The organism is Kitasatospora sp. NPDC048296, from assembly GCF_043201815.1.
GTDB lineage: Bacteria > Actinomycetota > Actinomycetes > Streptomycetales > Streptomycetaceae > Kitasatospora.
Window position 1 is genome coordinate 49,256 of the sequence record NZ_JBICZB010000029.1, and the last position, 24,663, is coordinate 73,918.

Sequence of the window (24,663 nt, forward strand, 5' to 3'; positions counted from 1 at the left end):
TCTACTGCTCCTCAGGGGTGCTGACGGGGTCGCCGGAGGCGGTCAGGGTGGTGATCAGGTGGCGCCGCCAGTGGGCGTCGTCGCGCTCGGGGAAGTCCTCGCGCCAGTGGCAGCCGCGGGTCTCCTCGCGCTGCCCGGCGGCCGCGACCAGGGCGGTGGCGACCAGCAGCAGGTTGGCGGCCTCCCAGGTCTCCACCCGGGGGTCGGCCGGCTTCTCCTCGGCCATGTGCGAGTGGGCCTGCTCGGCGAGCAGGGCCAGCCCGGCCGCGCTGCCGGCCATCGAGGCGGCCGAGCGCAGCACGCCCGCGCCGCGCGACATCAGCCGCTGGATCTCGGCCCGCGCCTCGGAGGGCGGCAGCGGCACCGGCCGCGCGGCCCGCGCGGCGGCGACGTCCACCGTGCGCTCGGGCAGCTCGCCGGCGCGGTGCCGCTCGGCCAGGTCCGCGGCGATCCGCTCGGCGAAGACCAGGCCCTCGAGCAGCGAGTTGGAGGCCAGCCGGTTGGCGCCGTGCACTCCGGTGCAGGCGACCTCGCCGCAGGCGTACAGGCCCGGGACGCTGGTGCGGCCGAGCCGGTCGGTGCGGACGCCGCCGGAGGCGTAGTGCGCGGCCGGGGCGACCGGGATCGGCGCGGTGACCGGGTCGATGCCGTGCGCGCGGCAGGACGCCAGGATGGTCGGGAAGCGGTGCTCCCACATCTCGGCGCCGAAGTGCCGCCCGTCGAGGAACATGTGCTCGGCGCCTTGCTCCTGCATGCGCCGGGTGATCGCCTTGGCGACGATGTCGCGCGGGGCCAGTTCGGCCAGCTCGTGCTGCCCGACCATGAAGCGGACGCCGTCCGCGTCCACCAGGTGGGCGCCCTCGCCGCGGACGGCCTCGGAGACCAGCGGCTGCTGGCCCTCGGCGTCCGGGCCGAGCCAGAGCACGGTCGGGTGGAACTGGACGAACTCCAGGTCGGTGACGGCGGCGCCGGCCCGCAGCGCGAGCGCCACGCCGTCGCCGGTGGAGACCGCCGGGTTGGTGGTGGCGGAGAAGACCTGGCCCATGCCGCCGGTGGCGAGCACCACCGCGCGGGCCCGGACGGCGCCGACGCCGTCGCGCTGGCCCTCGCCCATCACGTGCAGGGTCAGCCCGGCCGCGTGGCCCTCGGCGTCGGTCAGCAGATCGAGGACGAGCGCGTGCTCGATCAGCTCGATGCCGGGGTCGTCGCGGACGGCGGCGACCAGGGCGCGCGATATCTCGGCGCCGGTCGCGTCCCCGCCCGCGTGCGCGATCCGGCGGCGGTGGTGGCCGCCCTCGCGGGTCAGCAGGATCTCGCCGTCCTCGGCGCGGTCGAACAGGGCGCCGGTGGCGATCAGTCGGCGGACGGCGTCCGGGCCCTCGGTGACGAGGGTGCGGACGGCCTCCTCGTCGCAGAGCCCGGCGCCGGCCACCAGGGTGTCGTCCAGGTGCTGCTCGGGGGTGTCCCCCTCGCCCAGGGCGGCGGCGATGCCGCCCTGGGCCCAGCGGGTCGAACCCTCGTCCAGCATCGCCTTGGTGACCACCATGGCCCGCAGGCCGGCCTTGCGGACGTTGAGGGCGACGGTGAGACCGGCGACCCCGGAGCCGACCACGACCACGTCGGCGGTGGCGGTCCAGCCGGGGGCCGGGGCGGTGAGGCGATGCGTGACGGACATGGCTCAGCGGCTCCTTCAGCGCGTGGCCGCGGCGGCCGCGCCGTCGCCACCGTACGCCTGGTCACCGCGGAGCAGCCCGGTGCCCTCCTGGGCCTCGGCGGGGTCGCCGCCCAGGCCGGTGATCCGGTTCTGCTCGTCCACGAAGACGATCTTCGGCTCGTAGCCCTTGGCCTCGGCCGTGTCCATCTGCCCGTAGGCGATGAGTATGACCAGGTCGCCGGGGTGGACCAGGCGGGCGGCGGCGCCGTTGATGCCGATCACGCCGGTGCCGCGCGGGCCGGCGATGGTGTACGTCTCCAGGCGGGCGCCGTTGTTGATGTCGACGATGTGGACCAGCTCGCCGGGGAGCAGGTCGGCGGCGTCGAGCAGGTCCTCGTCCACCGTGACGGAGCCGACGTAGTGCAGGTCGGCCTGGGTCACGGTGGCCCGGTGGATCTTGGACTTGAGCATGGTGCGGAGCATGGGGTCACGCCTCCAGTGAGTGCATGCCTGAGGGGGATTGCGTACCGGTTACCTGATTAGCGAACGATGATGCGGACGTTGTCGATCAGGCGGGTGGAGCCCACCTTCGCGGCGACGGCCAGCACCGCCTCGCCCTGGAAGTCGTCCGCCGCCTCGGTGAAGTCGTGCGGGTCGATCAGGGCGAGGTAGTCAAGGGTGACACCTTCGGCGCCGTCCAGGACGGCCGAGGCGGCCTCGCGCACGGCCTTCGGGCCCTGCGCGGCGACGTCACGGCCGGCGAACAGGGCCTTGGACAGGGCGAGGGCGCGGGTGCGCTCCTCCTCGGAGAGGTAGCGGTTGCGCGAGGACAGCGCCAGGCCGTCCTCCTCGCGGACGGTCGGCACGCCGACGATCTCGACGTCGAAGTCCAGGTCGGCGACCATCCGCTGGATGACCGCGAGCTGCTGGGCGTCCTTCTCGCCGAAGAAGGCGAAGTCGGGGTCGGTGATGTGCAGCAGCTTGGCGACCACGGTCAGCACACCGTCGAAGTGGCCGGGCCGGGTGGCGCCCTCGAAGCGCTCGCCCATCGGGCCGGCCGCCAGGCGCACCTGCGGCTCGCCGTTCGGGTAGACCTCCTCGACGGAGGGCGCGAAGACCACGTCGGCGCCGTTGTCCTCGGCCAGCCGCACGTCGTCGTCGAGGGTGCGCGGGTAGCGCTCCAGGTCCTCGGACGGGCCGAACTGCAGCGGGTTGACGAAGACCGTCACCGCGACCCGGCCCTCCCGGCCGACCTGCTTGCGGGCGGCCCGGATCAGCGCGGCGTGGCCCTCGTGCAGTGCGCCCATGGTCATCACGACGGCGTTGTCCACCGGCTGCTCGTCCGGCCAGAACGCGGCCTCGAAGTCGTCCACGGTGCGGGTGACGACGGCCCGGTGGACCTTCGGCGTCCGCTGGGGCTTGTTCGACTGCTTACCGCGTGCCATCTGGCTTCTCCTCGTTCAGTACGTCCAGCAGCGCCGCCGCCGACGGTTCGTCGATCGTCCCGTTGGCGAGCGCCCGCTGCGCGGTGGCGCGGGCCATCGCCCGGTAGGCCGCCGGGATGTCCGGGGACACCGTACTGAGCTGCGCCAGATGGCGCCGCACGGTGCCCGCGTCGCCCCGGGCGACCGGGCCGGTGAGGGCCGCGTCGCCGGAGCGCAGGCTGTTGTCCAGGGCCGCGCCGAGCAGCGGGCCGAGCATTCGGCCGGGCTCGGCGACGCCGGCCGTGCGCAGCAGTTCCATCGCCTGGGCGACCAGGGTGACCAGGTGGTTCGCGCCGTGCGCGAGGGCGGTGTGGTAGAGCGGGCGGACCTCCTCGGGCACCCACTCGGGCTCGCCGCCCATCTCCACCACCAGCGCCTCGGCGACCGGCCGCAGCTCCTCGGGGGCGGTCACGCCGAACGGGCAGCCGGCCAGCCGGGCCAGGTCGACGGAGGTGCCGGTGAAGGTCATCGCCGGGTGCAGGGCCAGCGGCAGGGCCCCGGCCCGGGTGGCGGGCTCCAGGATGCCGACGCCGTGCGCGCCGGAGGTGTGCACCAGCAGCTGGCCGGGGCGGACGGCGCCGGTGGCGGCGAGGCCGGCCACCAGGTCGGCCAGCGCGTCGTCCGGGACGGTCAGCAGGACCAGGTCGGCGGCGGCCATGACCTGCGGCGGGGTGACGATCCGCACGCCCGGCAGCAGCGCGTCCGCGCGGCGGCGGGAGGCGGCGGAGACCCCGGAGGCGGCGACCACGGTGTGCCCGGCGAGCTGCAGCGCGGCGCCCAGCGCGGGGCCGACCCGGCCGGTGCCGACCACGCCGACGGCCAGGCGGGCCGGTCGGTTGCCGGGGTCGCTCGGGTCGCCGAAGTCGGCGAATTCGGACGAAGTCACGCGCCCACCCTTGTCCTGAATGACCGTTCCAGTCCACCTGCGGGTACCGGACGTACCGCCCCAGTGTACGGGCGGCCCCAGCGGGTGCCCCTAGTCCGCCGCCCCGGCCCGGATCAGCCCGGCCTCGTAGGCCAGCACCACGGCCTGGACCCGGTCGCGCAGCCCGAGCTTGGCCAGGATCCGGCCGACGTGGGTCTTCACGGTGGCCTCGGAGAGCACCAGCCGGGCCGCGACCTCGCTGTTCGACAGGCCCTGGGCGACCAGCAGGAACACCTCCCGCTCGCGCTCGGTCAGCGGGCCGAGGACGTCCGAGCCGGGCGCGCTCTGCGGGGTGGGCAGCACCTCGGCGAAGCGGTCGATCATCCGGCGGGTGGTGGTCGGGGCGACCACCGCGTCACCGCCGTGCACCGCGCGGATCGCGGCCACCAGCTCGGTCGGCGGGACGTCCTTGAGCAGGAAGCCGCTGGCCCCGGCCTTGAGCGCGGCGAAGGCGTACTCGTCCAGGTCGAAGGTGGTGAGGATGAGCACGTGCGGGGCGTTCGGCAGCGGGCTGCCGTCCTTGGCCAGGCAGATCCGGCGGGTCGCCTGCACCCCGTCCAGGCGTGGCATCCGCACGTCCATCAGGATCACGTCCACCGGCGTGTGCCGCAGCAGTTCCAGGGCCTGCGCGCCGTCGCCGGCCTCGGCGGCGATCTCGATGTCGCCCTGGGACTGGAGGATCATCCGGAAGCCGGTGCGCAGCAGTTCCTGGTCGTCGACGAGCATCACGCGGATGGTCAAGGTGGCTCCTAAAGAGGGCGGGGGGTCAGTGTGCGGCCTTGAGTGGGAGGACGGCGCGGATCCGGAAGCCGCCGCCGGGGCGGGGGCCCACGTCGAGGTGGCCGCTGACCATGCCGACCCGCTCGCGCATGCCGATCAGGCCGTGGCCCAGACCGTCCGCTCCGCCGGCGGCCAGCTGTTCGTCGGTGCTGCCGCGCCCGTCGTCCTCCACCAGGACGGCCAGCTCGCGTTCGCCGAAGTCGACCGCGACCCGGGCGTGCACGTCGGGGCCGCCGTGCTTGCGGACGTTGGTCAGCGCCTCCTGGACGATCCGGTAGACCGTCAGCTCGACGCCGCGCGGCAGTTCGCGCGGGTGCCCGGAGGTCGCGTAGTCCACCTGCAGCCCGGCCGTACGAACCTGCTCCAGCAGCTCCGGCAGCTCCTCGACGCCCGGCTGGGGGACGTACTCCTCGGCGGTGTCGGCGGTGCGCAGCACGCCCAGCAGGCGGCGCATCTCGACCAGCGCCTGCCGTCCGGTGGAGGCGATCGTGCCGAGCGCCTCCTTCGCCTGCTGGGGGGAGTTGTCGAGGACGTACGCGGCGCCGTCGGCCTGGACGATCATCACCGAGACGTTGTGCGCCACCACGTCGTGCAGTTCGCGGGCGATCCGGGCGCGCTCGGCGGCGACCGCCACCTTGGCCTGGGCGTCCCGCTCGCGCTCCAGCCGGGCCGCGCGGTCCTCCAGCTCGGTCAGGTAGGCGCGGCGCACCCTGGTCAGCCGGCCCCAGGCCCAGCAGAGGATGAACGGGGTGCTCATCAGCACCATGATCAGCACTGCTTCGGCGAGGTTGTACGGGCGGGTGTGCGCCTCGCCGGCCTGCACCGTCGTCCTCAGCGGGTTCATCTGCCAGAACGTCAGCGGCCCGGCGGCCAGTCCGGCGGCCAGGGCCAGCCGGGAGGTCCACTTCTGGCCGAAGGCGGCACCGGTGTAGGCGAAGACCAGGTAGGCGATGGCGGAGCCGCCCGGTTCGATGTCGGTCGTCACCTGGGCGAGGGCGACGCCGGTGGCGGCGGCGACGGTGAGGTCGGGGAAGCGTCGGCGGAAGACCATCAGCAGCGGCAGCAGCACCGCGACCAGGATCTCGGAGTCGAGGCGCCAGCCGCCGTCGGCGTAGTCGGCGTTCGGCAGCAGGCCGAGGAAGAGCACGATCGACGCCCAGGCGGCGTCGACCACCATGGGGTGACGGCGGAGCCAGGCGTTGAGTCGATGCACGTCTCAAGCCTAGGCAGTCGCGCGACGTGTCCAGGTCCGCCGGTAGGGCGATCCGTCCTACTCCGTAGGTCGGAGAAGCCCCGGCTCCGGTTGGGAGGGGCTCCCCGACGCCCGGTAGCGTCCCGCCCCATGACTTGGATGCGGTGGGCGCCCGCCATGGAACGGGCCCTGTACGACCCGGACGGCGGCTTCTACCGCAGGCCGGAGGGCCCGGCCGGGCACTTCCGCACCTCGGTGCACGCCTCGCCGAGATTCGCCCGTGCGGTGGCCCGGCTGCTGCTGGAGGTTGACGAGGCCCTCGGCCGTCCGGAGGAGCTGGCCCTGGTCGACGTCGGGGCCGGGCGGGGGGAACTGCTGACCGGCGTGCTGGCCGAGCTGCCCGGCGAGGTGCTGGCGCGGCTGCGCCCGTACGGCGTGGAGCTCGCGGAGCGTCCGGCCGGGCTGCCGTCCACAGTCCTGTGGACGGACGCGCTGCCACGCGGCCTGACCGGGCTGCTGTTCGCCAACGAGTGGCTGGACAACGTGCCGCTGGACGCCGGGGAGGTGGACGGGGACGGCGTGCTGCGCTACCGGGAAGTGGACACCGCCACCGGCGAGGAGCGCCTCGGCGAGCCGGTCTCGGCGGCGGACGCGGCCTGGGCCGAGCGCTGGTGGCCGGTCACCGAGCCCGGCGGGGTGGTGGAGTTCGGCGGCCCCCGGGACGCCGCCTGGGCGCGGGCCGTGGCCGGGCTGGAGCGCGGACTGGCCGTCGCCGTGGACTACGGGCACACCGCCGGTCGGCGGCCGCCGTTCGGGACGTACGCCGGTTTCCGGGACGGCCGGGAGGTCGCCCCGGTGCCGGACGGCTCCTGCGACGTCACCGCGCACGTCGCGCTGGACTCGATCGCGGCGCCCGGTCTCCACAGCCTGTGGACAACCCAGCGCGAGGCCCTGCGCGCGCTCGGGGTGAGCGGCGAACGCCCGTCGCTCGCGCTGGCCTCCACCGACCCGGCGGGCTACCTGCGGGCGCTGAGCGGTGCGGGGGAGGGGGCCGAGCTGACCGACCCGGGCGGGCTGGGCGGGTTCGGGTGGGTCCTGCAGGCCGTCCACATGTCGGTACCAGAGAGCTTGGAGTCGGTGCCGGGATGGCAGACTCTGGGTTCATGAGGGAGACCACGGTCGGCATCGGGGCGGGAGCCGAGAACTTCACCGGCGAGGCGGGCACCACCGACATGGTGCTCAACATCGGCCCGCAGCACCCCGCCACGCACGGCGTGCTGCGGCTGCGCCTGCTGCTCGACGGCGAGCGCATCGTCACCGCCGAGCCGGTGATCGGCTACATGCACCGGGGCGCGGAGAAGCTGTTCGAGGCCCGTGACTACCGGCAGATCATCATGCTGGCCAACCGGCACGACTGGCTCTCCGCCTTCTCCAACGAACTCGGTGTCGTCCTCGGCGTCGAGCGGATGCTCGGCATGGAGGTCCCCGAGCGGGCGGTGTGGGTCCGCACCCTGCTGGCCGAGCTCAACCGGGTGCTCAACCACCTGATGTTCCTCGGCTCCTACCCGCTGGAGCTGGGCGGGATCACCCCGATCTTCCACTCCTTCCACAGCCGCGAGGACCTCCAGCACGTGCTGGAGGAGGCCTCCGGCGGCCGGATGCACTACATGTTCAACCGGGTCGGCGGCCTCAAGGAGGACCTCCCGGCCGGCTGGCTCGGCCGGGTCCGCACCGCCGTCGCCACCGTCCGCTCCCAGATGCCGGTCTTCGAGGACCTCGTCCTCGGCAACGAGATCTTCCGCGCCCGCACCGCCGGCGTCGGCGTCCTCACCCGGGCGCAGGCCGAGGCGTACGGGGTCAGCGGCCCGATCGCCCGGGCCAGCGGCCTCGACTTCGACCTGCGCCGTGACGAGCCCTACCTCGCGTACGGCTCCGAGGAGCTGCGGCAGGTGCTCACCGTGGTCACCCGCGAGGAGGGCGACTGCCTCGCCCGCTTCGAGTGCCTGCTGGAGCAGACCCTCAACGCGCTGGACCTCGCCGACGCCTGCCTCGACAAGCTCGCCACCCTGCCGCCCGGCCCGGTCAACCAGCGGCTGCCCAAGGTGCTCAAGGCGCCCGAGGGCAGCACCTACGCGTGGACCGAGAACCCGCTCGGGATCAACGGCTACTACCTGGTCTCGCGCGGCGACAAGACGCCGTGGCGGCTCAAGCTGCGCTCGGCGTCCTTCAACAACATCCAGGCGCTGACCGAGCTGCTGCCCGGGACGCTGGTGGCGGACATGGTGGCGATCCTCGGGTCGATGTTCTTCGTGGTCGGCGACATCGACAAGTAGGGCCGTCGACAGGTGGGGCGGAGCCGGCGGGCAGGTCAGCTCTTCTTGCTCTTCTTGCCAGGGTCGGCCGGGTGCGGGGCCACCTTGCGGTCGCCCTTGGTGGCGATCCGCTCCTCGCACAGCCGGGCCAGCACCTCGTAGCCGGCCCGGCCCATCAGCTCGGTGAGCTCGGGGCGGTAGCTGACGTACACCGGCTCCGCGCCCTGGTGCGCCGCCGGGGCCCCGGTGCACCACCAGTGCAGGTCGTGGCCGCCCGGGCCCCAGCCGCGGCGGTCGTACTCGCCGATGGAGACCTGGAGGTAGCGGGTGTCGTCGGGGCGGTCGATCCAGTCGTAGGTGCGGCGGATCGGCAGCTGCCAGCAGACGTCCGGCTTGGTCTCCAGCGGCTCGCGGCCCTCCTTGAGGGCCAGCGCGTGCAGGGCGCAGCCGGCGCCGCCCGCGAAGTCGGGGCTGTTCACGAAGATGCAGGCGCCGCCCACCCGGCGGGTCTGCCGGTCGCCGTCCTCGTCCAGCATGGTGATGCCGCCGTCGGACCTGATCCGGCCCTTGGCGTCGGTGCCCTCGGCGAAGTTCTCCCACAGCTCGGGGGTCAGCCGCGCCGCGTGCCCCAGGACGCGCTTCTCGTCGTCCTCGTCCGAGTAGTGCGCGCCCAGCGTGCAGCAGCCGTCCGACTCGCCGCGGCCCTCGCGGATGCCGTGGCAGCCCTGGCCGAAGACGCAGGACCAGCGGGAGGTCAGCCAGGTGAGGTCGCAGCGGAAGACCTGCTCCTCGTCGGCGGGGTCGGCGAACTCGACCCAGGCGCGCGGGAAGTCGAGCGGGACCTCGTCGCGCGGGATCTCGCGGCGCAGGGTCGGCATCGCGAGGTCGACGGGGGCGGGGGAGGCCGGGGGCTTCGCCTTGGCCTTCTTCTTGGACGTTTCTGCTGGTGCCACCCGGCAAGGGTAGAGCTTCGCGGGGGCGTACGCGCGGGTGGCCACGCCCCGGGCCCGCCGTCGGGCCGGACTCAGGGCCGGCCCCGGGCGGCGTGAAGGCGGGGTGAAGAGGTCCGGCGGTCGGCACGGGGCGGACGGGAGCGTGCCTAGGATGGCGGCCGGTCCGCTACGGGGAGGTACGGGGATGGCAGGCGGCAGCACCGGGACGTCCGACGGCGGCAGCGCCGGGTTCGTCATCAAGCCGTGGGAACTGCGCGGCGAGGGGCGGGAGTTCGAGCGGATCGGGCGCGAGCTGGGCAAGGCCGTCGGTGCCCTGGAGAAGGGCCTCGCCGCGCTCGGCACACCGTGGGGCACGGACAAGGCGGGCGGCGCCTTCGCCGCCGTGTACGGCCCGGCGCACGGCGAACTCCTCGGCGGGCTCAAGGGACTGGCCGGCGGGGTGGGCCGGGTCGGGGCCGGACTGCACGCGATGGCCGAGCGGACCACCGACACGGACACCTCGACGGCGGACGGCTTCGGGGCGAAGGCGGACCCCGGGGCGTACCCGTCCGGGTCGGGGGTGTCACCCGCGGTGTACTCGGTTGCCGGGTCGGCAACCCCGGGGGCGGCGCCGGTCGTCCCCAAGGACATGTCGGTCTGAGCGGCCCGGCTCGAAGGGGGAGATGCGCGTGTCCCGGAAACTGCCCGAGGAACTGGTCCCGCTGCTGGCCAGGACCGGCCAGCCCTGGCCGCAGGCGGACGAGGAGGCGCTGCGCAAGACGGCCGCGCTCTGGCGGGAGTTCGGCTCCGAGGCCGACCGGCTCACCCGCCGCTGCGGGGAGTCCGTCCAGCGGGTGACCTCGGACAACTCCGGCCACGCCGTCGAGTCCTTCACCGCCTACTGGCGGACCTTCAGCGGCGGCGGCAAGGGCCACCTGGACGACGCCCACACCGCGGTCGGGCTGGTCGGCACCGCCTTCGACACCGCCGCGCGGGCCGTGGACAGCTGCAAGGCCGAGATCATCGCCACCCTGCAGAACCTGGCCGCCGAACTCAAGCAGGCCCAGGAACAGGCCGCCGCGGTCCAGCAGACCGCGGCCACGGTCGCCACGGCGGCGAAGACCGACGCCGGTACCGGGCGGACCGGGGTGTTCGGCGGCCTGCGGAAGGCCGTCACCGGCGTCGCGGACGGCGTGCGGACCGCCGCCACCACCCAGGTCGCCGCGGGCGTCGAGGACGTCGCGGTCGAGGCGGCCGGGCTGAAGATCGCCGGGCTGCTCGCCGAACTCGGCCGCAGCATGCAGGACGCCCTGTCCACCGCGCTCAAGGAGCCCGCCGCCGTCGCCCTGCTGCGACTCGGCACCACCGCGGGGACCGGGATCACCTCCGCCTCCTACCGCACCAAGGGCGGCTTCGACCCGCGCGTCGCCGGACTGCCCGCCGCACTCGGCGAGCCCGGCGTCCTCGGGGCGGACGGCACCGGGCTGGTCCTGCTCCCCGGCAAGGACGGCAAGCCCGTGGTCGGCGTGCCCGGGCTCAGCGTCAAGCTCGACGCCCAGGGGCAGCCCGTCCTCGGCGCGGACGGCAAGCCCGTCGTCCTGCGCTCCGACGGCACCCCGGTCACCGACGCCGCCGGGCTGCTCGTGGTCACCGGGCCGGACGGCAAACCGGTGGTCGGGGTGGCGGACCTGGCCGTCCAGCGGGACGAGCAGGGCAAGCCGGTGCTCACCGACGAGGCGGGCAGGCCACTGCACGGGCTGGCGCTGGCGGACCTGACGGATCCGCGGGCCGTGACGGGGGACCCGAGGACCGACCCGACGGCTGATCCGAAGCTCGATCCGAAGGCCGACCCGAAGGCCTCGGGACCGGTGACGGTTTCGGCCGTGGTGCCGGTGGTGGATTCGACGGTGGTGCCGTCGGTGGTGTCCCCCGTGTCCGCGGTGTCCTCCGCGGCTCCGCCCGAGGCCGCCGATCCCGTGGTCGCCGCCCCGGCCCCGGGCCCCTCGTACGGCGGGTCGCACCGGGCCGCGGCGGCTGCCGTCTCCTCCGCTCCCGCCTCTTCCTCCTCGGACTGGGCGCCGCCCGCGCGGGACGACGGGCCGGTGGTGCGGTCCGCGCCCTCGTACCAGGGCGGCGGGTCGGTCGCGGCGGGCTGGTCGGACGGGGACTACCCGCTCCAGGCCCCGGCGCACAGCGGCGGTGGGGGTGGCGGTGGCGGCGCGCCGGTGACCGTACGGACGGACTCGGTGAGCGCGCCGCCCGCGCCCTCCGTCCCGCCGTCCGGTGGGGGCCCCGGGTACGGCCCGACGCCGGACTCGCCCGCGCCCGCCCGGCACGTCGGGGTGGTCGGGGTGGCCGGGCAGTTCGGGACGCCGGGGTACGCGGGCGGCTACCCGCCGGCCGGCGCGGTCGGGGCCGTCGGGCCCGGGCCGCTCGCGGTCGGCGTCGGGGGATCCCCCGTGCACATGGCGGCCCCCTTCGGCAGCGGCGTCGGGACGGGGGCGCCCGGAGGCGTCGTCGGCGCGGCGCCCGTGGCCGGAGCCCCGGTGACGGGGGCGCCCGCGGCCGGCTCCCCCGGCATCGTCGAGCCCCGGCCGGGCGCGCCCCGCACTCCGGTGGGGGCCGCGCCGTCCCCGGTCACCGCGCCCGGTCCGGTCACCGCGCCGCCGCCCCCGGCCGAGCCGCCGATCGTCGGCACCACCCCGGTCATCGGCCGGCCCGAACCGCACCACGCCGCCGGCCGCCGCCGGGAGACCGCCGCGGCCCTCGCCGACCCGACGCCGGCCTGGGGCGCCGTCCCCGTCGCCACCGCCCACGCGATGGCGCTCCAACTCGCCCTGCGCGCCCGGCGCGGCCCGCTCGCCGACGACCCCGAGCTCCGGCCGCGCACCATCGCGGACAGCCGCCCGTACGGCCTGCCCGGTGGGCTCGGGCCGGTCGACCCCCAGCACCAGGCCGAACTCGAACGCCGGATCCCCCGCGACGAGGACGACCTGCCCGCCCGGCACCCCGACCCGGCCGTGGGCGCCTGGACCGAGGCCGTCAACGCCGGCGGCTACCGCGAACCCGGCCGGGCCAACAACAGCCTGGAGATCGCCCTCTCCGCCGTCGACACCTACACCGGCCGCCCCACCTGCGCCGCCCCGCGCATCCCCACCGAGGGCGACGCCGGCGAACGCGGCGGCCGCGACCGCGCCGAACGCGAACTCGGCGCCCCCTTCCGCGACCTCGGCGACGGCGGCCGGGCCTTCACCCGCCTCGCCGACGAACTCCGCCGCGCCGGCCACGGCGCCCAGGCCGTCCTCCTCACCCTCGACGCCTACGGCCGCCCCCACGCCTGGAACGCCGTCAACCACCGGGACACCGTCACCTACCTCGACCACCAACTCGCCCGCCACGGCCCCACCCCCCTCCACCCCGCCACCCAAGGCCTCTGGGCCATCGCCCTCACTCCCGAAGGCCGCCCCCTCGACCTGGCCGCCGCCTGAGTCCTCCCTCACCGCCGCGGCCCGGCCGCGGCGGGATGTCGCGGGCGGGGCTGGATGATGGTGGTGGGATTCGGGTTCGATGACGGGGGTGGCTGGGTGATCTCGCGGGCGCAGGCGGTGGAGGCGGGGCATCGGTGGATCAACGGGGATCTGCCGCAGGGGTCCGGGGCGGTGCGGCGGGTGTGTGCGCACGAGTTCGAGCTCGGGTGGGTGGTGTGGGCGGAGCCGGTGCGGGTGGAGGTGGACCCGCGGACGGGGGAACGGCGGGCGCCGGAGGAGGTGGGGGCCGCGTGCGCCGTGGTGGACCGGGAGAGCGGGCGGTTCACGGTGTGGCCCTCGGTGCCGGTGGACGAAGTGGTGGGGCTCTACCGGGACTTCGTGGGGGCGGGCGGGTACGACCCGACCCTGCCGCCGGCGACCGGCCGGGGTGCCCGGGCCGAGCTGACGTACCGGGACGCCGTCGGCGAGACCGGTTCGCTGGCGCTGCGGTCCGCCGCCGGCCTGCCGCATCCGGCGTTGCGCGGCTGGTGGTGGCTGCGGGAACAGGGGGTGGCGGCGGAGGACGTGCTGGCGGTGCGGACCGATCTGCGGCTGAGCGCGCTGCCCGGCGGCTACTGGGCGTACGCGCTGGCGGCCGAACTCCCGCACCTGCGACTGGACTTCGACCTCCCGTATGGCCCGCGCTCCGACCACCGGGCCGCCGCGGTACGGGAGTTGCCCGCGCCGCCGGAGGGGCCGGTCCGTAACCGGGTGCCGTTCCCGCGTGCCGTGCAGCCGCTGCCGCCGGAGCCGGACCGGGAGTTGGCGCGACGGCTCGCCGAACGGTTCGGCCCGGCGGGCGTGCGGCGTTTCGACCCGGCGGACGTGGCGCGGGTCGAGCTGCCCGGGGAGGCGGCCGCGCTGCTGCTGGCGGTGGGGGTGCCGGTGGCCGTCGAGGGCTTCTTCATGCTGCACCACCCGGGGCCGGAGGCGATCGCGGACGGCTCCCGCCCGGGCGCCGTGCTCCCGCCGCTGACCGCGCACCTGGCGGCGCTCGGCGGCGGCACCCGGGCGGCCGAGTGCGAGCGCCTCGCGTGCGCGGGGCAGCTGGTGCTGGGCTCGGACGGCTGGGCGGTCATCACCCTCGACGCCGAGCGGGGCACCGTCCGGGCGGTCGACCCCGACTACGGGACCGCCCGGCACTGCAACGCCGACCTGCGGTCCTTCGTCCGCTGCCTGGAGGTGTTCGCCGGCTGGTGGCCGGCTCTGCGCGGGCTCGACCCGGCCGCCGCGGGCGAGGCGGTGGACGCCCTGCAGCGGGCGCTGGCGGGACTGGACCCTACGGTCTACGACGATCCGGAGAACTGGTGGGCCGTCGTGGTGGAGCAGCTGTGGGACGGCCTGCTCTGATCGACCGAAGCAGCAGCCGGAGCACCGAGCCGTGACCGCCCCGCACCGCCCGGACGGCCGTCCTCGCCGCCCTCCCGCAAGGCCGGGCGCGAGGTGTACGTGTGGACGCCGGCCGACGAGGAGTCCTGGCAGTTGACGGCCGCTCGGGACGCCGGCGGCCTGATCACCGGCACCCCGGGCCCGGCCCGCCGCTGGGTGGACACCAACTGCCGGACCGGGCATCGGGCCGGACCTCGCGGGCACCGAGCCGCACGGACAGCGAACCGCGCGGACACCGAGTCACGCGGACACTGAACCGCACGGACAGCGATCGCACCCGGAACGGTCGGGAACGACCGGGACCAGCGCGAATACCGTCACAACCGATCTCCGGCGGTGCCGGATCGCGTAGCGTGGAGAGTTATGCGACTCGGTGTGCTCGACGTAGGTTCCAACACGGTCCACTTCCTCGTGGTGGACGCCCATCCGGGTGCAGCCCCGCTGCCCGCGTACTCCCACAAGGCCGAGCTGCGCCTGGCCGAGCTGCTGGACGAGTCCGGCGCGATAAGCGAGGCCGGGGTCGAGCGGTTGGTCGGTCACATCGCCTCCTCGCTGCGGGTCGCCGAGGACAAGGGCGTGGTCGACATCCTGCCCTTCGCCACCTCCGCCGTCCGCGAGGCCGCCAACGGCGAGCAGGTGCTGCGCCGGATCGCCGCCGAGACCGGGGTCGAGCTGCGGGTGCTGTCCGGACAGGACGAGGCCCGGCTCACCTTCCTGGCCGTCCGCCGCTGGTTCGGCTGGTCCTCGGGCCGGCTGCTCAACCTGGACATCGGCGGCGGCTCGCTGGAGATCGCCTGCGGCCTGGACGAGCAGCCGGACGTCGCCTGCTCCCTGCCGCTGGGCGCCGGACGGCTGACGGCCGCCTGGCTGCCCGGGGACGTCGCCGACCCGGACGGGCTGCGCGACCTGAGGAGGCACATCCGGGCCGAGATCGCCAACGTGGTCGGCGAGATCTCCCGGCTCGGGCCGCCGAAGCACGCCGTCGCCACCTCCAAGACCTTCAAGCAGCTGGCCCGGATGACCGGCGCCGCGGCCGCCGACGCGGGCCCGTACGCCGACCGTCGGCTCACCCGCAGCGGGCTGTCCGCCTGGCTGCCGCGGCTGTCCACGATGACCGTCGCCGAGCGCGCGCAGATCCCCGGCGTCTCCGAGGGCCGGGCCAAGCAGCTGCTGGCCGGGGCGCTGGTCGCGGACGCCGCGATGGACCTGTTCGGCCTGGAGGAGCTGGACGTCTGCCCGTGGGCGCTGCGCGAGGGCATCATCCTGCGCCAGCTGGACGCCATGGACAGCCCCGCCGACCGCCGCCGCCCCGCGCTCACGCCGTAACGCGGCGCTGCGCCCGTCCCGTATCGCGCCCGCCGGGCGAACGTGCCGCCGGTCACTGCGCCGGGCATCCGGTCCCGTTCGGCGCGTGCTCCGCTTACGCTGTCTCCCGTGGTGCAACCAGCGGGCGAGGACGGGACGCGGGAGGGCCGCGCGCCCGGGGACGGGCCGCCGCGGCCGGACGCTCCGCGCCGCCGGCTCGGCAAGCCGGGCGTCGGCAAGGCGGTCAAGGGCGCCACCGCCGCCCAGGCCGCCAAGGCCGTCCAGGCGGCCCAGCGCACCGCGAAGAAGGCCGCCACCGCGACCGCGAAGAAGGCCGTCACCGCGACCGCCAAGAAGGCCGCGGAGAAGAGGGCCGAGGCCCAGAGGACCGCAGAGGCCAGGGCCGAGGCCCAGAGGACCGCGCACGCGAAGACCACGGCGAAGCGGACCGCGCGGCAGCCGGCCGCCACTGTGAACGAACCGAAGGAACCGCGGGAGACCCGCACCGCCCGGGCCGCCGGCGCCGCCAAGGCCGCCGTCCAGTCGGTGCGCTCGGTCAAGGCCGCCAAACGCGACGCCGCCCGCCCGCCGCTGCTGCGCACCACCGACCGGCTGGTGCTGCCCCAGCACCCCGCCCTGCACATCCCCGACACCAAGGTGGTCCTGTCCACCGCCTCGGTGTACCCGGCCAGCACCACCGTGGCCTTCGAGCTGGCCGCCAAGCTCGGCTACGACGGGGTCGAGGTGATGGTCTGGAACGACCCGGTCAGCCAGGACATCGAGGCCCTGCGCCGGCTCTCCGACGCCCACCAGCTGCCGATCCTGGCCGTGCACGCGCCCTGCCTGCTGATCACCCAGCGGGTGTGGAGCACCGACCCGTGGACCAAGCTGGTCCGGGCCCGGGCGGCGGCCGAGAAGCTCGGCGCGAGCGCCGTGGTCGTCCACCCGCCGTTCCGCTGGCAGCGCCAGTACGCCCGCGAGTTCGTCGAGGGCATCAACCGGATGGCGGGCGAGACCGACGTCCGCTTCGCCGTCGAGAACATGTACCCGTGGCGCTACCGCGACCGCGAGGTGCTCGCGTACGCCCCCGGCTGGGACGTCACCGACGAGGAGTACCGGCACTTCACCATCGACCTCTCGCACGTCGCCACCTCGCGGATCGACGCCTTCGCCATGGTCGAGCGGATGGGCGAGCGCCTCGCCCACGTCCACCTGGCCGACGGCAGCGGCTCCGGGAAGGACGAGCACCTGATCCCCGGCCGGGGCAAGCAGCCCTGCGCCGAGCTGCTGGAGCACCTGGCCCGCACCGGCTTCGACGGCCACGTGGTGCTGGAGGTCAACACCCGGCGCGCCGCGTCCCCCGCCGAACGCGAGGCCGATCTCGCCGAGGCCCTCGCCTTCACCCGCTTGCACCTGGCCACCCCCTCGCGCGTACGCTGAGCCCGGGCCCGCAGGGGCGCGAACTTCCTTACCGAGGGGGAGCGGTGACGAACGATCGGCTTTTCAGCGAGCTCGGCAACTTCCGTGAACTGGCCCAGAGCTTCGGCTCGGTGGCCGCCGAGTACGACCGGGCCCGCCCGAGCTACCCGGACGAGCTGTTCGACGAGCTGGAGCGGCTCTGGGGCCGCAGCCTCAAGGGGGCCAGGGTCCTGGACGTCGGCGCCGGCACCGGCATCGCGACCCGGCTGCTGGCCGCCCGCGGCGCGGACGTGATCGCCGTCGAGCCCTACGCCGGGATGGCCGCCCAGTTCCGGGCCGCCTCGCCGCAGCTCCCGCTGGTCCGCGGCAACGGCGACGACCTGCCCTTCCACGACGACTCCGCCGACCTGATCTGCTACGCCCAGGCCTTCCACTGGACCCGCCCCGAGCGCTCCGTCCCGGAGGCGATCCGGGTGCTGCGGCCCGGCGGCGCGCTCGCCGCCTGGTGGAACGTGCCCGACGAGACCGTGCCCTGGGTCCGGGCCCGGGTCGAGCGGCTGACCGCCGCGCTGCCCGGCCGCTACCACGGCTACGGCCGGATCACCGAGCACACCCGCCACTTCGCCCCGGCCGGGCTGGCGGTCGGGTACGCCCGGCTGCGCTGGGAGCGGCGGGTCACCGTCGAGCACGTGCTCACCGACCTCACCTCCCGCTCCTTCCTGGCCTCGCTCACCCCCGAGGAGCGTGCCCCGATCCTGGCCGTCGAACGGGAGGCCCTGCGCGCCGACTTCCCGGACGGCGTCGTGGTCGAACCGTTCATCCTGGACCTCGCCGTGGCCGTCAAGCCCGGCTGACCTCAGGGGGCGACCGCGCCTGCCCGCATCCCGGACGGGATGTCCGGCGGCCGGACGGCGGGCGTAGGCTCGGAAACCACCAGCGGCCCCCGCACCTCCCTCTCCCGCGGGGAGCCGTCGAGAGCCCCGAAGGAGTGGAGCACAGTGCCCGAGCTGAGGTCCCGTACGGTCACCCACGGTCGCAACATGGCAGGCGCCCGGGCGCTTCTCCGGGCGGCCGGCGTAGCCCGCGAGGACTTCGGCAAGCCGATCATCGCGGTCGCCAACTCCTTCACCGAGTTCGTCCCCGGCCACACCCACCTGCAGCCGGTGGGCCGGATCGTCTCCGAGGCGATCAAGCAGGCGGGCGGCATCCCGCGCGAGTTCAACACCATCGCCGTGGACGACGGCATCGCGATGGGCCACGGCGGCATGCTCTACTCGCTGCCCTCGCGCGACCTGATCGCCGACTCGGTCGAGTACATGGTCAACGCGCACTGCGCCGACGCGCTGATCTGCATCTCCAACTGCGACAAGATCACCCCGGGCATGCTGATGGCCGCGCTGCGCCTCAACATCCCGACCGTGTTCGTCTCCGGCGGCCCGATGGAGGCCGGCAAGGCCACCCTGGTCGACGGCACCGTGCGCAAGCTGGACCTGGTCGACGCGATCTCCCAGGCGGTCAACGAGAACGTCTCCGACGAGGACATCGCGATCATCGAGGAGAACGCCTGCCCGACCTGCGGCTCGTGCTCCGGCATGTTCACCGCCAACTCGATGAACTGCCTCACCGAGGCGATCGGCCTCTCGCTGCCCGGCAACGGCTCGGTGCTCGCCACCCACACCGCCCGCCGGGCGCTGTACGAGAACGCCGGCCGGACGGTCGTCGAGATCGCGAACCGCCACTACGGCCAGGACGACGCCTCCGTCCTGCCCCGCGCGATCGCCACCCGCGCCGCCTTCGAGAACGCCATGGCCCTGGACATCGCCATGGGCGGCTCGACCAACACCATCCTGCACCTGCTCGCCGCCGCCCAGGAGGCCGAGCTGGACTTCGACATGCGGGCCATCGACGCGATCTCCCGCAAGGTGCCCTGCCTGTCCAAGGTCGCGCCCAACGGCTCGTACTACATGGAGGACGTGCACCGGGCCGGCGGCATCCCGGCCATCCTCGGCGAGCTGTACCGGGCCGGGCTGCTCAACGAGGACGTCCACACCGTGCACGCCGACTCGCTCGCCGAGTGGCTCAAGACCTGGGACGTGCGCGGCGGTTCGCCCTCCGCCGAGGCCGTCGAGCTGTGGCACGCCGCCCCCGGCTGCGTCCGCTCCGCCGAGGCCTTCTCCCAGTCCGAGCGCTGGGAGTCGCTGGACACCGACGCCGCCAGGGGCTGCATCCGCAGCGCCGAGCACGCCTACTCGGTCGAGGGCGGCCTCGCGGTGCTGTACGGCAACCTCGCCGAGGACGGCTGCATCGTGAAGACGGCCGGTGTGGACGAGTCGATCTGGACCTTCAGCGGCCCGGCCGTCGTGGTCGAGTCCCAGGAGGACGCGGTCGAGGCGATCCTCGCCAAGCGGGTCAAGGAGGGCGACGTCGTCGTCATCCGCTACGAGGGCCCCAAGGGCGGTCCGGGCATGCAGGAGATGCTCTACCCGACCTCCTTCCTCAAGGGCCGCGGTCTGGGCAAGGCCTGCGCGCTGGTCACCGACGGCCGCTTCTCCGGCGGCACCTCGGGTCTGTCCATCGGCCACGCCTCCCCGGAGGCGGCCTCCGGCGGCACCATCGCGCTGGTCGAGGACGGCGACACCATCGCCATCGACATCCCGGGCCGGACGATCTCCCTGGAGGTGCCGGAGGAGGTCCTCGCCGAGCGCCGCCGCGCCCTGGAGGCCGCGGACGGCTACCGGCCGAAGAACCGCGACCGCCAGGTCAGCCAGGCGCTGCGCGCCTACGCGGCGATGGCCACCTCGGCGGACAAGGGCGCCGTCCGGGACGTCAGCAAGCTCGGCTGATCCCGGCAAGCGAACGGAGGGGCCGTCCCGCGGTGGGGACGGCCCCTCCGCCGTCCGTGGGCGTCGGGTGATAATCGAGGGCGTGAGCGAGCAGCCCCCCATCCCCGCCCCCGAGCCCGCCGGCGCCCCCGAGCCGGAGCCGATCCGCTTCTTCGGCACCAGCTGGCTGAACCGGGACAACGGTTACTGGCCGCGCCGGGTCGGCGTCTCGGTCGGCGCCCTGGTCGCGACGGCCGCCGCCGTGCTGGTGCTGCGCTTCGGCGTCGAGGGCGTCGCGCTCTCCGACAGCGGCGGCTTCCTCAACGGGCTGCTGACTGCCGCCATCGCGGTCTGCTCGATGATGGCCGTCCGGCGCACCTGGAAGGTGCTCACCGAGGGCAAGGACCAGCTGACCGGCTGGATGGCCGAGGACAAGTCGCTCGGCGCGGTCTGGCTGATCGGCGGGGCCGGCTCGCTGGCCGCCTACTTCGCCCGCAGCCTGGTCGAGGCCCCCGGCGAGGGGGTCAAGCGGGCCGCCTACCAGCGGGCCGTCGAGCAGCACGGGAAGCGTCAGTCGAACCGCAGCGGCCGGCCCGGCACCAAGGTGCCGGGCCGAGGCAAGCGCAAGCGCTGACCGCGGTCAGTAGCGGCTGACCGAACCGCACCCGCCGGGCTCGGCGGACAGGTCCTTGCTGCGGTCGTACGGGTCGGTCTCCGGGCCGGTCGGCCGGGCGTCCGGGCTGTCCGGCAGCGCGGGCGCGAACTGGTCGAACTGCGGGTGGTAGTAGCCGTCGTAGACGTCGCAGGCCGAGTTGGCGGAGTCCGAGGTGGTGCCGTCGGCGATCACCAGTTTCTTCGGGTTGACCGGGTAGCGGCCCGGGTCGTAGAAGCGGAAGTTCTCCACCCGGCGCACGACCGTGCGGGTGGTCCAGGTGTCCCCGGACACGTCGTCCACCGGCACCACCAGTCCCACCGGCTTGGCCGTGCCGCCGCCCTGGGGCGAGGCCGGCTTCGTCGGCTGCGGCGCGCCCGCCGACGGGGCGGGCGATCCGGCCCGCTTCCCGGCCTCCGGGCCGGGGCGCAGCGGGTACACGAAGCTGAAGTCGGTGTGGACCAGGACGCCCTTGTCCCCGTCGCCCTCGTAGCTGATCCGGCCCTGCACCTTGACGACGTCACCGACCGGGATCGCCTCGCGCGGGTCGAAGCGGCTGAACCAGCTGGTCGCGTCGGTGTCCTTGGACGGGTTCGCCAGCGCGGCGGTCGCGCGGTCCCGCTCGTCCCGGTCCAGCATCGCGAGCGCGGCGTCCGGCTGGCCGCCCGCGATCACCTTCGGGTCCAGGTTGGCGGCGGTCAGGTAGTCCTTGACCAGCTGCAGCTGGGCGGCGACCTGGTCGGCGGAGAAGGCGCCGGTTGCCTTGGCCTCGGGGAGCACGAAGGCCTCGGCGCCGTTCGGCCAGCCCTCGGCGGGGGAGCCGGCCCACGGGTGGCCCACGGTCGGCTGCTTCTCGTCGACCTTCGGCGCCGCGGTGGTCGGCTTGGCCGTCTCCGGGGCCACGGTCGGCACCGGGGTGGGCGCGGCCGAGGAGCCCTTCCCGCCGATGTGGTCCGCGTACCAGGTGCGCAGCCCGTCGATGTTCAGCGAGGCGAGCAGCACCGCGACGGTCAGCACGACGAACAGCGGCGCGCGCCACTCCAGCCGGCGGCGGCGTGGCGGGCGCGGGTTGCCCCAGGGGTCGACCACCTGGAGCTTGGGCTTGCGTCCGAAGCGTCGCTTGGCCTTCTCCGGGCCGTCGTTGACGGAGCGGCGGCCGCCCGGGTCGACCGGCGGGGTGTGCTTCCAGCGGGCGGTCAGCATCCGGGTGCGCCCGGACTGCTCCTTCACCGGGGCGGACCTGATGAAGTCCTCGTCCAGGACGAGGTCTGCGAACGGGTCCTTCCCGCCCGCCTCGGACGGGTCGGACCCGCCCGGCTCGCGGCCCTCGGAGGGGCGCGGTTCCGGATCTTCGGCTATCGGCATCGCGCCAGTATGCCGACGAGGTGTGACGATTCGTTGATCGGGGGCACTCCATGTGGTGAACTCGTGTAAGGAGTGGGCGCGTTCGCCACCCTTTGTCCGGAACCGCGCCACTGTCCGACGGTCACTCAGCCCTTGCGGCGGGCCTCCTTCACCCCGTTCGTCACCCCGGCGATCGCCATCAGGACGGCGGCCGGGATGAGCGAGACGAAGAACGCCCCGATCAGGCCGGAGCCGCCGAGGAGCACCTGCGCCAGCATGTTCAGCACCAGCAGTCCGCCGGCCGCCGGGAGCGCCGACTGCCAGGGGTGCTCGCGCGCCCACCGCCGCAACCGCCGGTCGCCGGTGTCGCGGCGCAGTTGCCCGCCCGCCCAGGCGGTCAGGAAGAAGAAGAACAGGCCCCAGCCGGCCGGCTCGGCCAGCATGCTCAGCGACCAGTCGCCGGAGATCGCCTCGATCCCCAGGGCGGTCGCCCCCACCACCGCACCGACTCCCGCGGCCGTCCGCCACGGGCCCATCGTCGCCGAGGCGGCGGCGAGTTGCCGGTTCTCACGTCGGGACATCTCGTCGTGTGCCATGGGTCCACGGTGCGCCCGTACGGGCCCGGAGGCCATAGGGGAAACCCCGGAGTTCTCTCCCTAGGGGCCCGCGTTCTCCGGGCTTCGGGGACCACGGAGCGGACGGTCCCGACGGGTGCCGCCGGGCGGTGCGAGGATGGCCGCAGTACCGAGGCAAGGAGCGGACCATGGGCAGCAGCGCAGCGCACGGACAGAAGATCGCCTTCCTGGGCACCGGCAAGATCGGCGAGGCCCTGCTCTCCGGTCTGCTGCGGGCCGGCGAGGACCCGGCGGACGTCCTGGTGACCGCCCGCCGCCCCGAGCGCGCCGCCGAACTCGCCGACCGCTACGGCGTGACGGCCGTCTCCAATGCCGAGGCCGCCAAGCTGGCCGACACCCTGATCCTCGCGGTCAAGCCGCAGGACATGGGCACCCTGCTGGAGGAGCTGGCCCCGCACGTCAGCCCGGACCGGCTGGTGATCTCGGCCGCGGCCGGGGTGCCGACCGCCTGGTTCGAGGAGCGGCTGGCGGCCGGCACCCCGGTGGTCCGGGTGATGCCCAACACGCCGGTGCTGGTGGACGAGGGGATGAGCGTCATCTCCGGCGGCTCGCACGCGACCGAGGAGCACCTGGTGCGCGCCGAGGAGATCTTCAGCTCGGTCGGCAAGGCGCTGCGGCTGCCCGAGTCCCAGCAGGACGCGGCGACCGCGCTGTCCGGCTCCGGACCGGCCTACTTCTACTTCCTGGTCGAGGCGATGACGGACGCGGGCATCCTGCTCGGCCTGCCCCGGCAGGTGGCGCACGACCTGATCGTGCAGTCCGCGATCGGCGCCTCGGTGATGCTGCGCGACTCCGGCGAGCACCCGGTGAAGCTGCGCGAGGCGGTCACCTCCCCGGCCGGCACCACCATCGCGGCCATCCGCGAGCTGGAGAACCACGGTGTGCGGGCCGCGCTGCTGGGCGCCCTGGAGGCGGCCCGGGACCGCTCCCGGGAGCTGGCCTCCGGCGGCAAGTAGTCGTCACAGAAGTCCCTGCGCGACCCCTCCCGCAACGGCGGCGCACCGCCTACGCTCTCGCCAACATCGTCCTACCGGTCGGTAGCGAGGTCGTCTGGAGGTCCGCATGAGTGCTGAGCCGTCCCTGGTCCCGCCCGGCCTGCGCGTCGGGCGGGCCGCGCTCGCCGTCAGCTTCCTGCTCCAGGGCACCACCTTCGCGCTGCTGGTCGCCTGTATCCCGGAGATCCAGCACCGGTACGGGCTGAGCGACGGGCTGCTGCCGGTCTTCCTGGCCGCGGTGCCGATCCTGGCCGGGGCGGGCTCGATCGTCTCCGAGCAGCTGGTGAAGCGCACCGGCGCCCGGGCCGTGCTGCGGGTGGTCCAGCCGGCCGTCTGCCTGAGCCTCGCCGGCGTCGGGCTCGGCGGTTCGCTGTGGCAACTCGCCCTCGCGCTGGGCGCGTTCGGGCTGCTGGTGGGTGCGCTGGACGCCAGTATGAACATGCTCGGGGTGGGCCTGCAGCACCGCTACGGCCGCTCGATCATGATCGGCTTCCATGCCGCCTTCAGCCTCGGCGGCATCCTGGGCGCGGCGATCGCGGGGCTCGGCTCGCACCAGGACCTCGGGCTGCCGGTGCTGTTCGGCACGGCCGCCGCGGTGATCGCCCCGCTCGCGGTGCTGACCGGTACCCGTTTCGCCGGCCCGGCCGAACTCGGCGACGCCGTCCGGGAGGCCGCCGAGGCCGCCGCCCGGTCCGTCCCCTGGCGGCCGCTGCTGCCGCTGTGCCTGGCGATGGCCTTCGCCTACATCGCGGACGCCTCGGTCTCCAACTACAGCGTCAAGTACCTCACCGACGGCCTGGGCAGCCGCGAGGACCTCGCCAAGCTCTCCTACCTCGGCTACATGGTGGCGATGCTGGCCGGCCGAGCCCTGGGCGACCGCGCGGTGCAGCGCTTCGGCGCCGTCCCGGTGGTGCGTGCGGGCGCGGTGGTGGCCGCGCTCGGCTTCGGTCTGGCCGCCGTCGCGCCGGCCGCCTGGGCGGGCATCGCCGCCTTCACCGTGCTCGGCTTCGGCATCTGCGCGATCATCCCGCAGGTGTTCGCGGCCGGCGGGCGGCTCTTCCCGGCCGATTCGGACGCCGCCGTGGCCCGGCTCAACCTCTTCAACTACGTGGGCTTCCTGATCGGTTCGCCGTTGGTCGGGGCGATCGCGGACGCGAGCTCGTACCGCTGGGCGCTGCTCGCCCCGATGCTGCTGGTGCTCGCCGTCCTGCCGCTGGCCGAGCGCTTCGCCCCGGTACCGGTGGCGGCCCCCGCCGTCGTGTGACGGCGGCGGCCGGAGAGGGCACGGAGGCGTGA

General features: G+C 74.6%; 21 protein-coding genes. 12 read left to right on the plus strand and 9 right to left on the minus strand.

The features are described from left to right. Nucleotide 1: 1 nt before the first annotated feature. The 6 genes from ACGF12_RS19140 to ACGF12_RS19165 form a co-directional block, all read right to left on the minus strand. Nucleotides 2-1,675, minus strand: coding sequence for an L-aspartate oxidase (locus ACGF12_RS19140; RefSeq protein WP_393031022.1), 1,674 nt, complete (start codon nucleotides 1,673-1,675; stop codon nucleotides 2-4). A 15-nt stretch (nucleotides 1,676-1,690) separates the two neighbouring features. Further along, nucleotides 1,691-2,137 (minus strand): aspartate 1-decarboxylase, encoded by a 447-nt coding sequence (gene panD / locus ACGF12_RS19145; RefSeq protein ID WP_387618528.1) that lies wholly within the window; start codon nucleotides 2,135-2,137, stop codon nucleotides 1,691-1,693. A 56-nt stretch (nucleotides 2,138-2,193) separates the two neighbouring features. Next, nucleotides 2,194-3,099, minus strand: coding sequence for a pantoate--beta-alanine ligase (panC, locus tag ACGF12_RS19150; RefSeq protein ID WP_393031026.1), 906 nt, complete (start codon nucleotides 3,097-3,099; stop codon nucleotides 2,194-2,196). After that, the gene (locus ACGF12_RS19155; protein WP_393031028.1) at nucleotides 3,086-4,024 is read right to left on the minus strand and encodes a Rossmann-like and DUF2520 domain-containing protein; all 939 of its coding nucleotides are present in this window, start codon (nucleotides 4,022-4,024) and stop codon (nucleotides 3,086-3,088) included. Before ACGF12_RS19155 ends, panC begins: the two co-directional genes overlap by 14 nt. A 90-nt stretch (nucleotides 4,025-4,114) precedes the next feature. Then, nucleotides 4,115-4,804 (minus strand): response regulator, encoded by a 690-nt coding sequence (locus ACGF12_RS19160; protein ID WP_393031031.1) that lies wholly within the window; start codon nucleotides 4,802-4,804, stop codon nucleotides 4,115-4,117. Nucleotides 4,805-4,829: 25 nt separating this feature from the next. Next, nucleotides 4,830-6,020 carry a sensor histidine kinase gene (locus tag ACGF12_RS19165; protein WP_393031128.1) on the minus strand — a complete coding sequence of 397 codons (1,191 nt, stop codon included), beginning with the start codon at nucleotides 6,018-6,020 and terminating at the stop codon, nucleotides 4,830-4,832. 165 nt (nucleotides 6,021-6,185) lie between these two features. Between ACGF12_RS19165 and ACGF12_RS19170 the strand changes: the two genes are divergently transcribed. After that, the gene (locus ACGF12_RS19170) at nucleotides 6,186-7,202 is read left to right on the plus strand and encodes an SAM-dependent methyltransferase (RefSeq protein ID WP_393031034.1); all 1,017 of its coding nucleotides are present in this window, start codon (nucleotides 6,186-6,188) and stop codon (nucleotides 7,200-7,202) included. Then, entirely contained in the window at nucleotides 7,199-8,368 is a 1,170-nt protein-coding gene (locus tag ACGF12_RS19175) for an NADH-quinone oxidoreductase subunit D (RefSeq protein ID WP_393031037.1), read from the plus strand. The genes ACGF12_RS19170 and ACGF12_RS19175 overlap by 4 nt, the downstream gene beginning before the upstream one ends. A gap of 35 nt (nucleotides 8,369-8,403) precedes the next feature. Here the strand turns inward: ACGF12_RS19175 and ACGF12_RS19180 are convergent, their stop codons facing one another. After that, the gene (locus ACGF12_RS19180) at nucleotides 8,404-9,300 is read right to left on the minus strand and encodes a hypothetical protein (RefSeq protein WP_393031040.1); all 897 of its coding nucleotides are present in this window, start codon (nucleotides 9,298-9,300) and stop codon (nucleotides 8,404-8,406) included. A gap of 184 nt (nucleotides 9,301-9,484) precedes the next feature. On the opposite strand from ACGF12_RS19180, the gene ACGF12_RS19185 reads away from it, so the two are divergent. From ACGF12_RS19185 to ACGF12_RS19220, 8 genes are all read left to right on the plus strand, one after another. Further along, a complete protein-coding gene (locus ACGF12_RS19185; RefSeq protein WP_393031042.1) occupies nucleotides 9,485-9,940 on the plus strand; it encodes a hypothetical protein in 456 nt (151 codons plus the stop codon). Nucleotides 9,941-9,968: 28 nt separating this feature from the next. Continuing rightward, the gene (locus tag ACGF12_RS19190) at nucleotides 9,969-12,767 is read left to right on the plus strand and encodes a toxin glutamine deamidase domain-containing protein (RefSeq protein WP_393031045.1); all 2,799 of its coding nucleotides are present in this window, start codon (nucleotides 9,969-9,971) and stop codon (nucleotides 12,765-12,767) included. A gap of 96 nt (nucleotides 12,768-12,863) precedes the next feature. Next, nucleotides 12,864-14,156, plus strand: coding sequence for an SUKH-4 family immunity protein (locus ACGF12_RS19195; RefSeq protein ID WP_393031048.1), 1,293 nt, complete (start codon nucleotides 12,864-12,866; stop codon nucleotides 14,154-14,156). Nucleotides 14,157-14,558: 402 nt separating this feature from the next. Continuing rightward, nucleotides 14,559-15,521, plus strand: a complete 963-nt coding sequence (locus ACGF12_RS19200) for a Ppx/GppA family phosphatase (RefSeq protein WP_393031051.1) — start codon at nucleotides 14,559-14,561, stop codon at nucleotides 15,519-15,521. Nucleotides 15,522-16,136: 615 nt separating this feature from the next. Next, nucleotides 16,137-16,940: a sugar phosphate isomerase/epimerase family protein gene (locus ACGF12_RS19205; protein ID WP_393031131.1), complete on the plus strand. Its 804-nt coding sequence runs from the start codon at nucleotides 16,137-16,139 to the stop codon at nucleotides 16,938-16,940. 44 nt (nucleotides 16,941-16,984) lie between these two features. Continuing rightward, nucleotides 16,985-17,773, plus strand: coding sequence for a class I SAM-dependent methyltransferase (locus tag ACGF12_RS19210; RefSeq protein WP_393031053.1), 789 nt, complete (start codon nucleotides 16,985-16,987; stop codon nucleotides 17,771-17,773). A 144-nt stretch (nucleotides 17,774-17,917) separates the two neighbouring features. Then, a complete protein-coding gene (ilvD, locus tag ACGF12_RS19215) occupies nucleotides 17,918-19,762 on the plus strand; it encodes a dihydroxy-acid dehydratase (RefSeq protein ID WP_393031056.1) in 1,845 nt (614 codons plus the stop codon). An 82-nt stretch (nucleotides 19,763-19,844) separates the two neighbouring features. Next, nucleotides 19,845-20,375, plus strand: a complete 531-nt coding sequence (locus tag ACGF12_RS19220) for a hypothetical protein (RefSeq protein WP_393031059.1) — start codon at nucleotides 19,845-19,847, stop codon at nucleotides 20,373-20,375. A gap of 6 nt (nucleotides 20,376-20,381) precedes the next feature. Here ACGF12_RS19220 and ACGF12_RS19225 read toward each other — a convergent pair whose 3' ends face one another. Together ACGF12_RS19225 and ACGF12_RS19230 are read right to left on the minus strand one after the other, a co-directional pair. After that, on the minus strand, nucleotides 20,382-21,758 hold the full coding sequence (locus ACGF12_RS19225) for a hypothetical protein (RefSeq protein ID WP_393031062.1): 1,377 nt from the start codon (nucleotides 21,756-21,758) through the stop codon (nucleotides 20,382-20,384). A 125-nt stretch (nucleotides 21,759-21,883) separates the two neighbouring features. Next, nucleotides 21,884-22,333 carry a hypothetical protein gene (locus ACGF12_RS19230; RefSeq protein ID WP_393031065.1) on the minus strand — a complete coding sequence of 150 codons (450 nt, stop codon included), beginning with the start codon at nucleotides 22,331-22,333 and terminating at the stop codon, nucleotides 21,884-21,886. Nucleotides 22,334-22,500: 167 nt separating this feature from the next. On the opposite strand from ACGF12_RS19230, the gene proC reads away from it, so the two are divergent. Together proC and ACGF12_RS19240 are read left to right on the plus strand one after the other, a co-directional pair. Next, complete coding sequence (gene proC, locus ACGF12_RS19235) at nucleotides 22,501-23,328, plus strand: pyrroline-5-carboxylate reductase (RefSeq protein ID WP_393031068.1); 828 nt, start codon at nucleotides 22,501-22,503, stop codon at nucleotides 23,326-23,328. A 106-nt stretch (nucleotides 23,329-23,434) separates the two neighbouring features. Further along, nucleotides 23,435-24,631, plus strand: a complete 1,197-nt coding sequence (locus ACGF12_RS19240; RefSeq protein WP_393031071.1) for an MFS transporter — start codon at nucleotides 23,435-23,437, stop codon at nucleotides 24,629-24,631. Nucleotides 24,632-24,663 lie beyond the last annotated feature (32 nt).

What these genes read in the sequence shown, in the direction of transcription:
- ACGF12_RS19230 (WP_393031065.1), bottom strand. Translation starts at nt 22,333, where the DNA reads ATGGCACACGACGAGATGTCCCGACGTGAGAACCGGCAACTCGCCGCC.
- panC (WP_393031026.1), bottom strand. Translation starts at nt 3,099, where the DNA reads ATGGCACGCGGTAAGCAGTCGAACAAGCCCCAGCGGACGCCGAAGGTC.
- ACGF12_RS19225 (WP_393031062.1), bottom strand. Translation starts at nt 21,758, where the DNA reads ATGCCGATAGCCGAAGATCCGGAACCGCGCCCCTCCGAGGGCCGCGAG.
- proC (WP_393031068.1), top strand. Translation starts at nt 22,501, where the DNA reads ATGGGCAGCAGCGCAGCGCACGGACAGAAGATCGCCTTCCTGGGCACC.
- ACGF12_RS19240 (WP_393031071.1), top strand. Translation starts at nt 23,435, where the DNA reads ATGAGTGCTGAGCCGTCCCTGGTCCCGCCCGGCCTGCGCGTCGGGCGG.
- ACGF12_RS19175 (WP_393031037.1), top strand. Translation starts at nt 7,199, where the DNA reads ATGAGGGAGACCACGGTCGGCATCGGGGCGGGAGCCGAGAACTTCACC.
- ACGF12_RS19165 (WP_393031128.1), bottom strand. Translation starts at nt 6,020, where the DNA reads ATGGTGGTCGACGCCGCCTGGGCGTCGATCGTGCTCTTCCTCGGCCTG.
- ACGF12_RS19170 (WP_393031034.1), top strand. Translation starts at nt 6,186, where the DNA reads ATGACTTGGATGCGGTGGGCGCCCGCCATGGAACGGGCCCTGTACGAC.
- ACGF12_RS19185 (WP_393031042.1), top strand. Translation starts at nt 9,485, where the DNA reads ATGGCAGGCGGCAGCACCGGGACGTCCGACGGCGGCAGCGCCGGGTTC.
- ACGF12_RS19140 (WP_393031022.1), bottom strand. Translation starts at nt 1,675, where the DNA reads ATGTCCGTCACGCATCGCCTCACCGCCCCGGCCCCCGGCTGGACCGCC.
- panD (WP_387618528.1), bottom strand. Translation starts at nt 2,137, where the DNA reads ATGCTCCGCACCATGCTCAAGTCCAAGATCCACCGGGCCACCGTGACC.
- ACGF12_RS19200 (WP_393031051.1), top strand. Translation starts at nt 14,559, where the DNA reads ATGCGACTCGGTGTGCTCGACGTAGGTTCCAACACGGTCCACTTCCTC.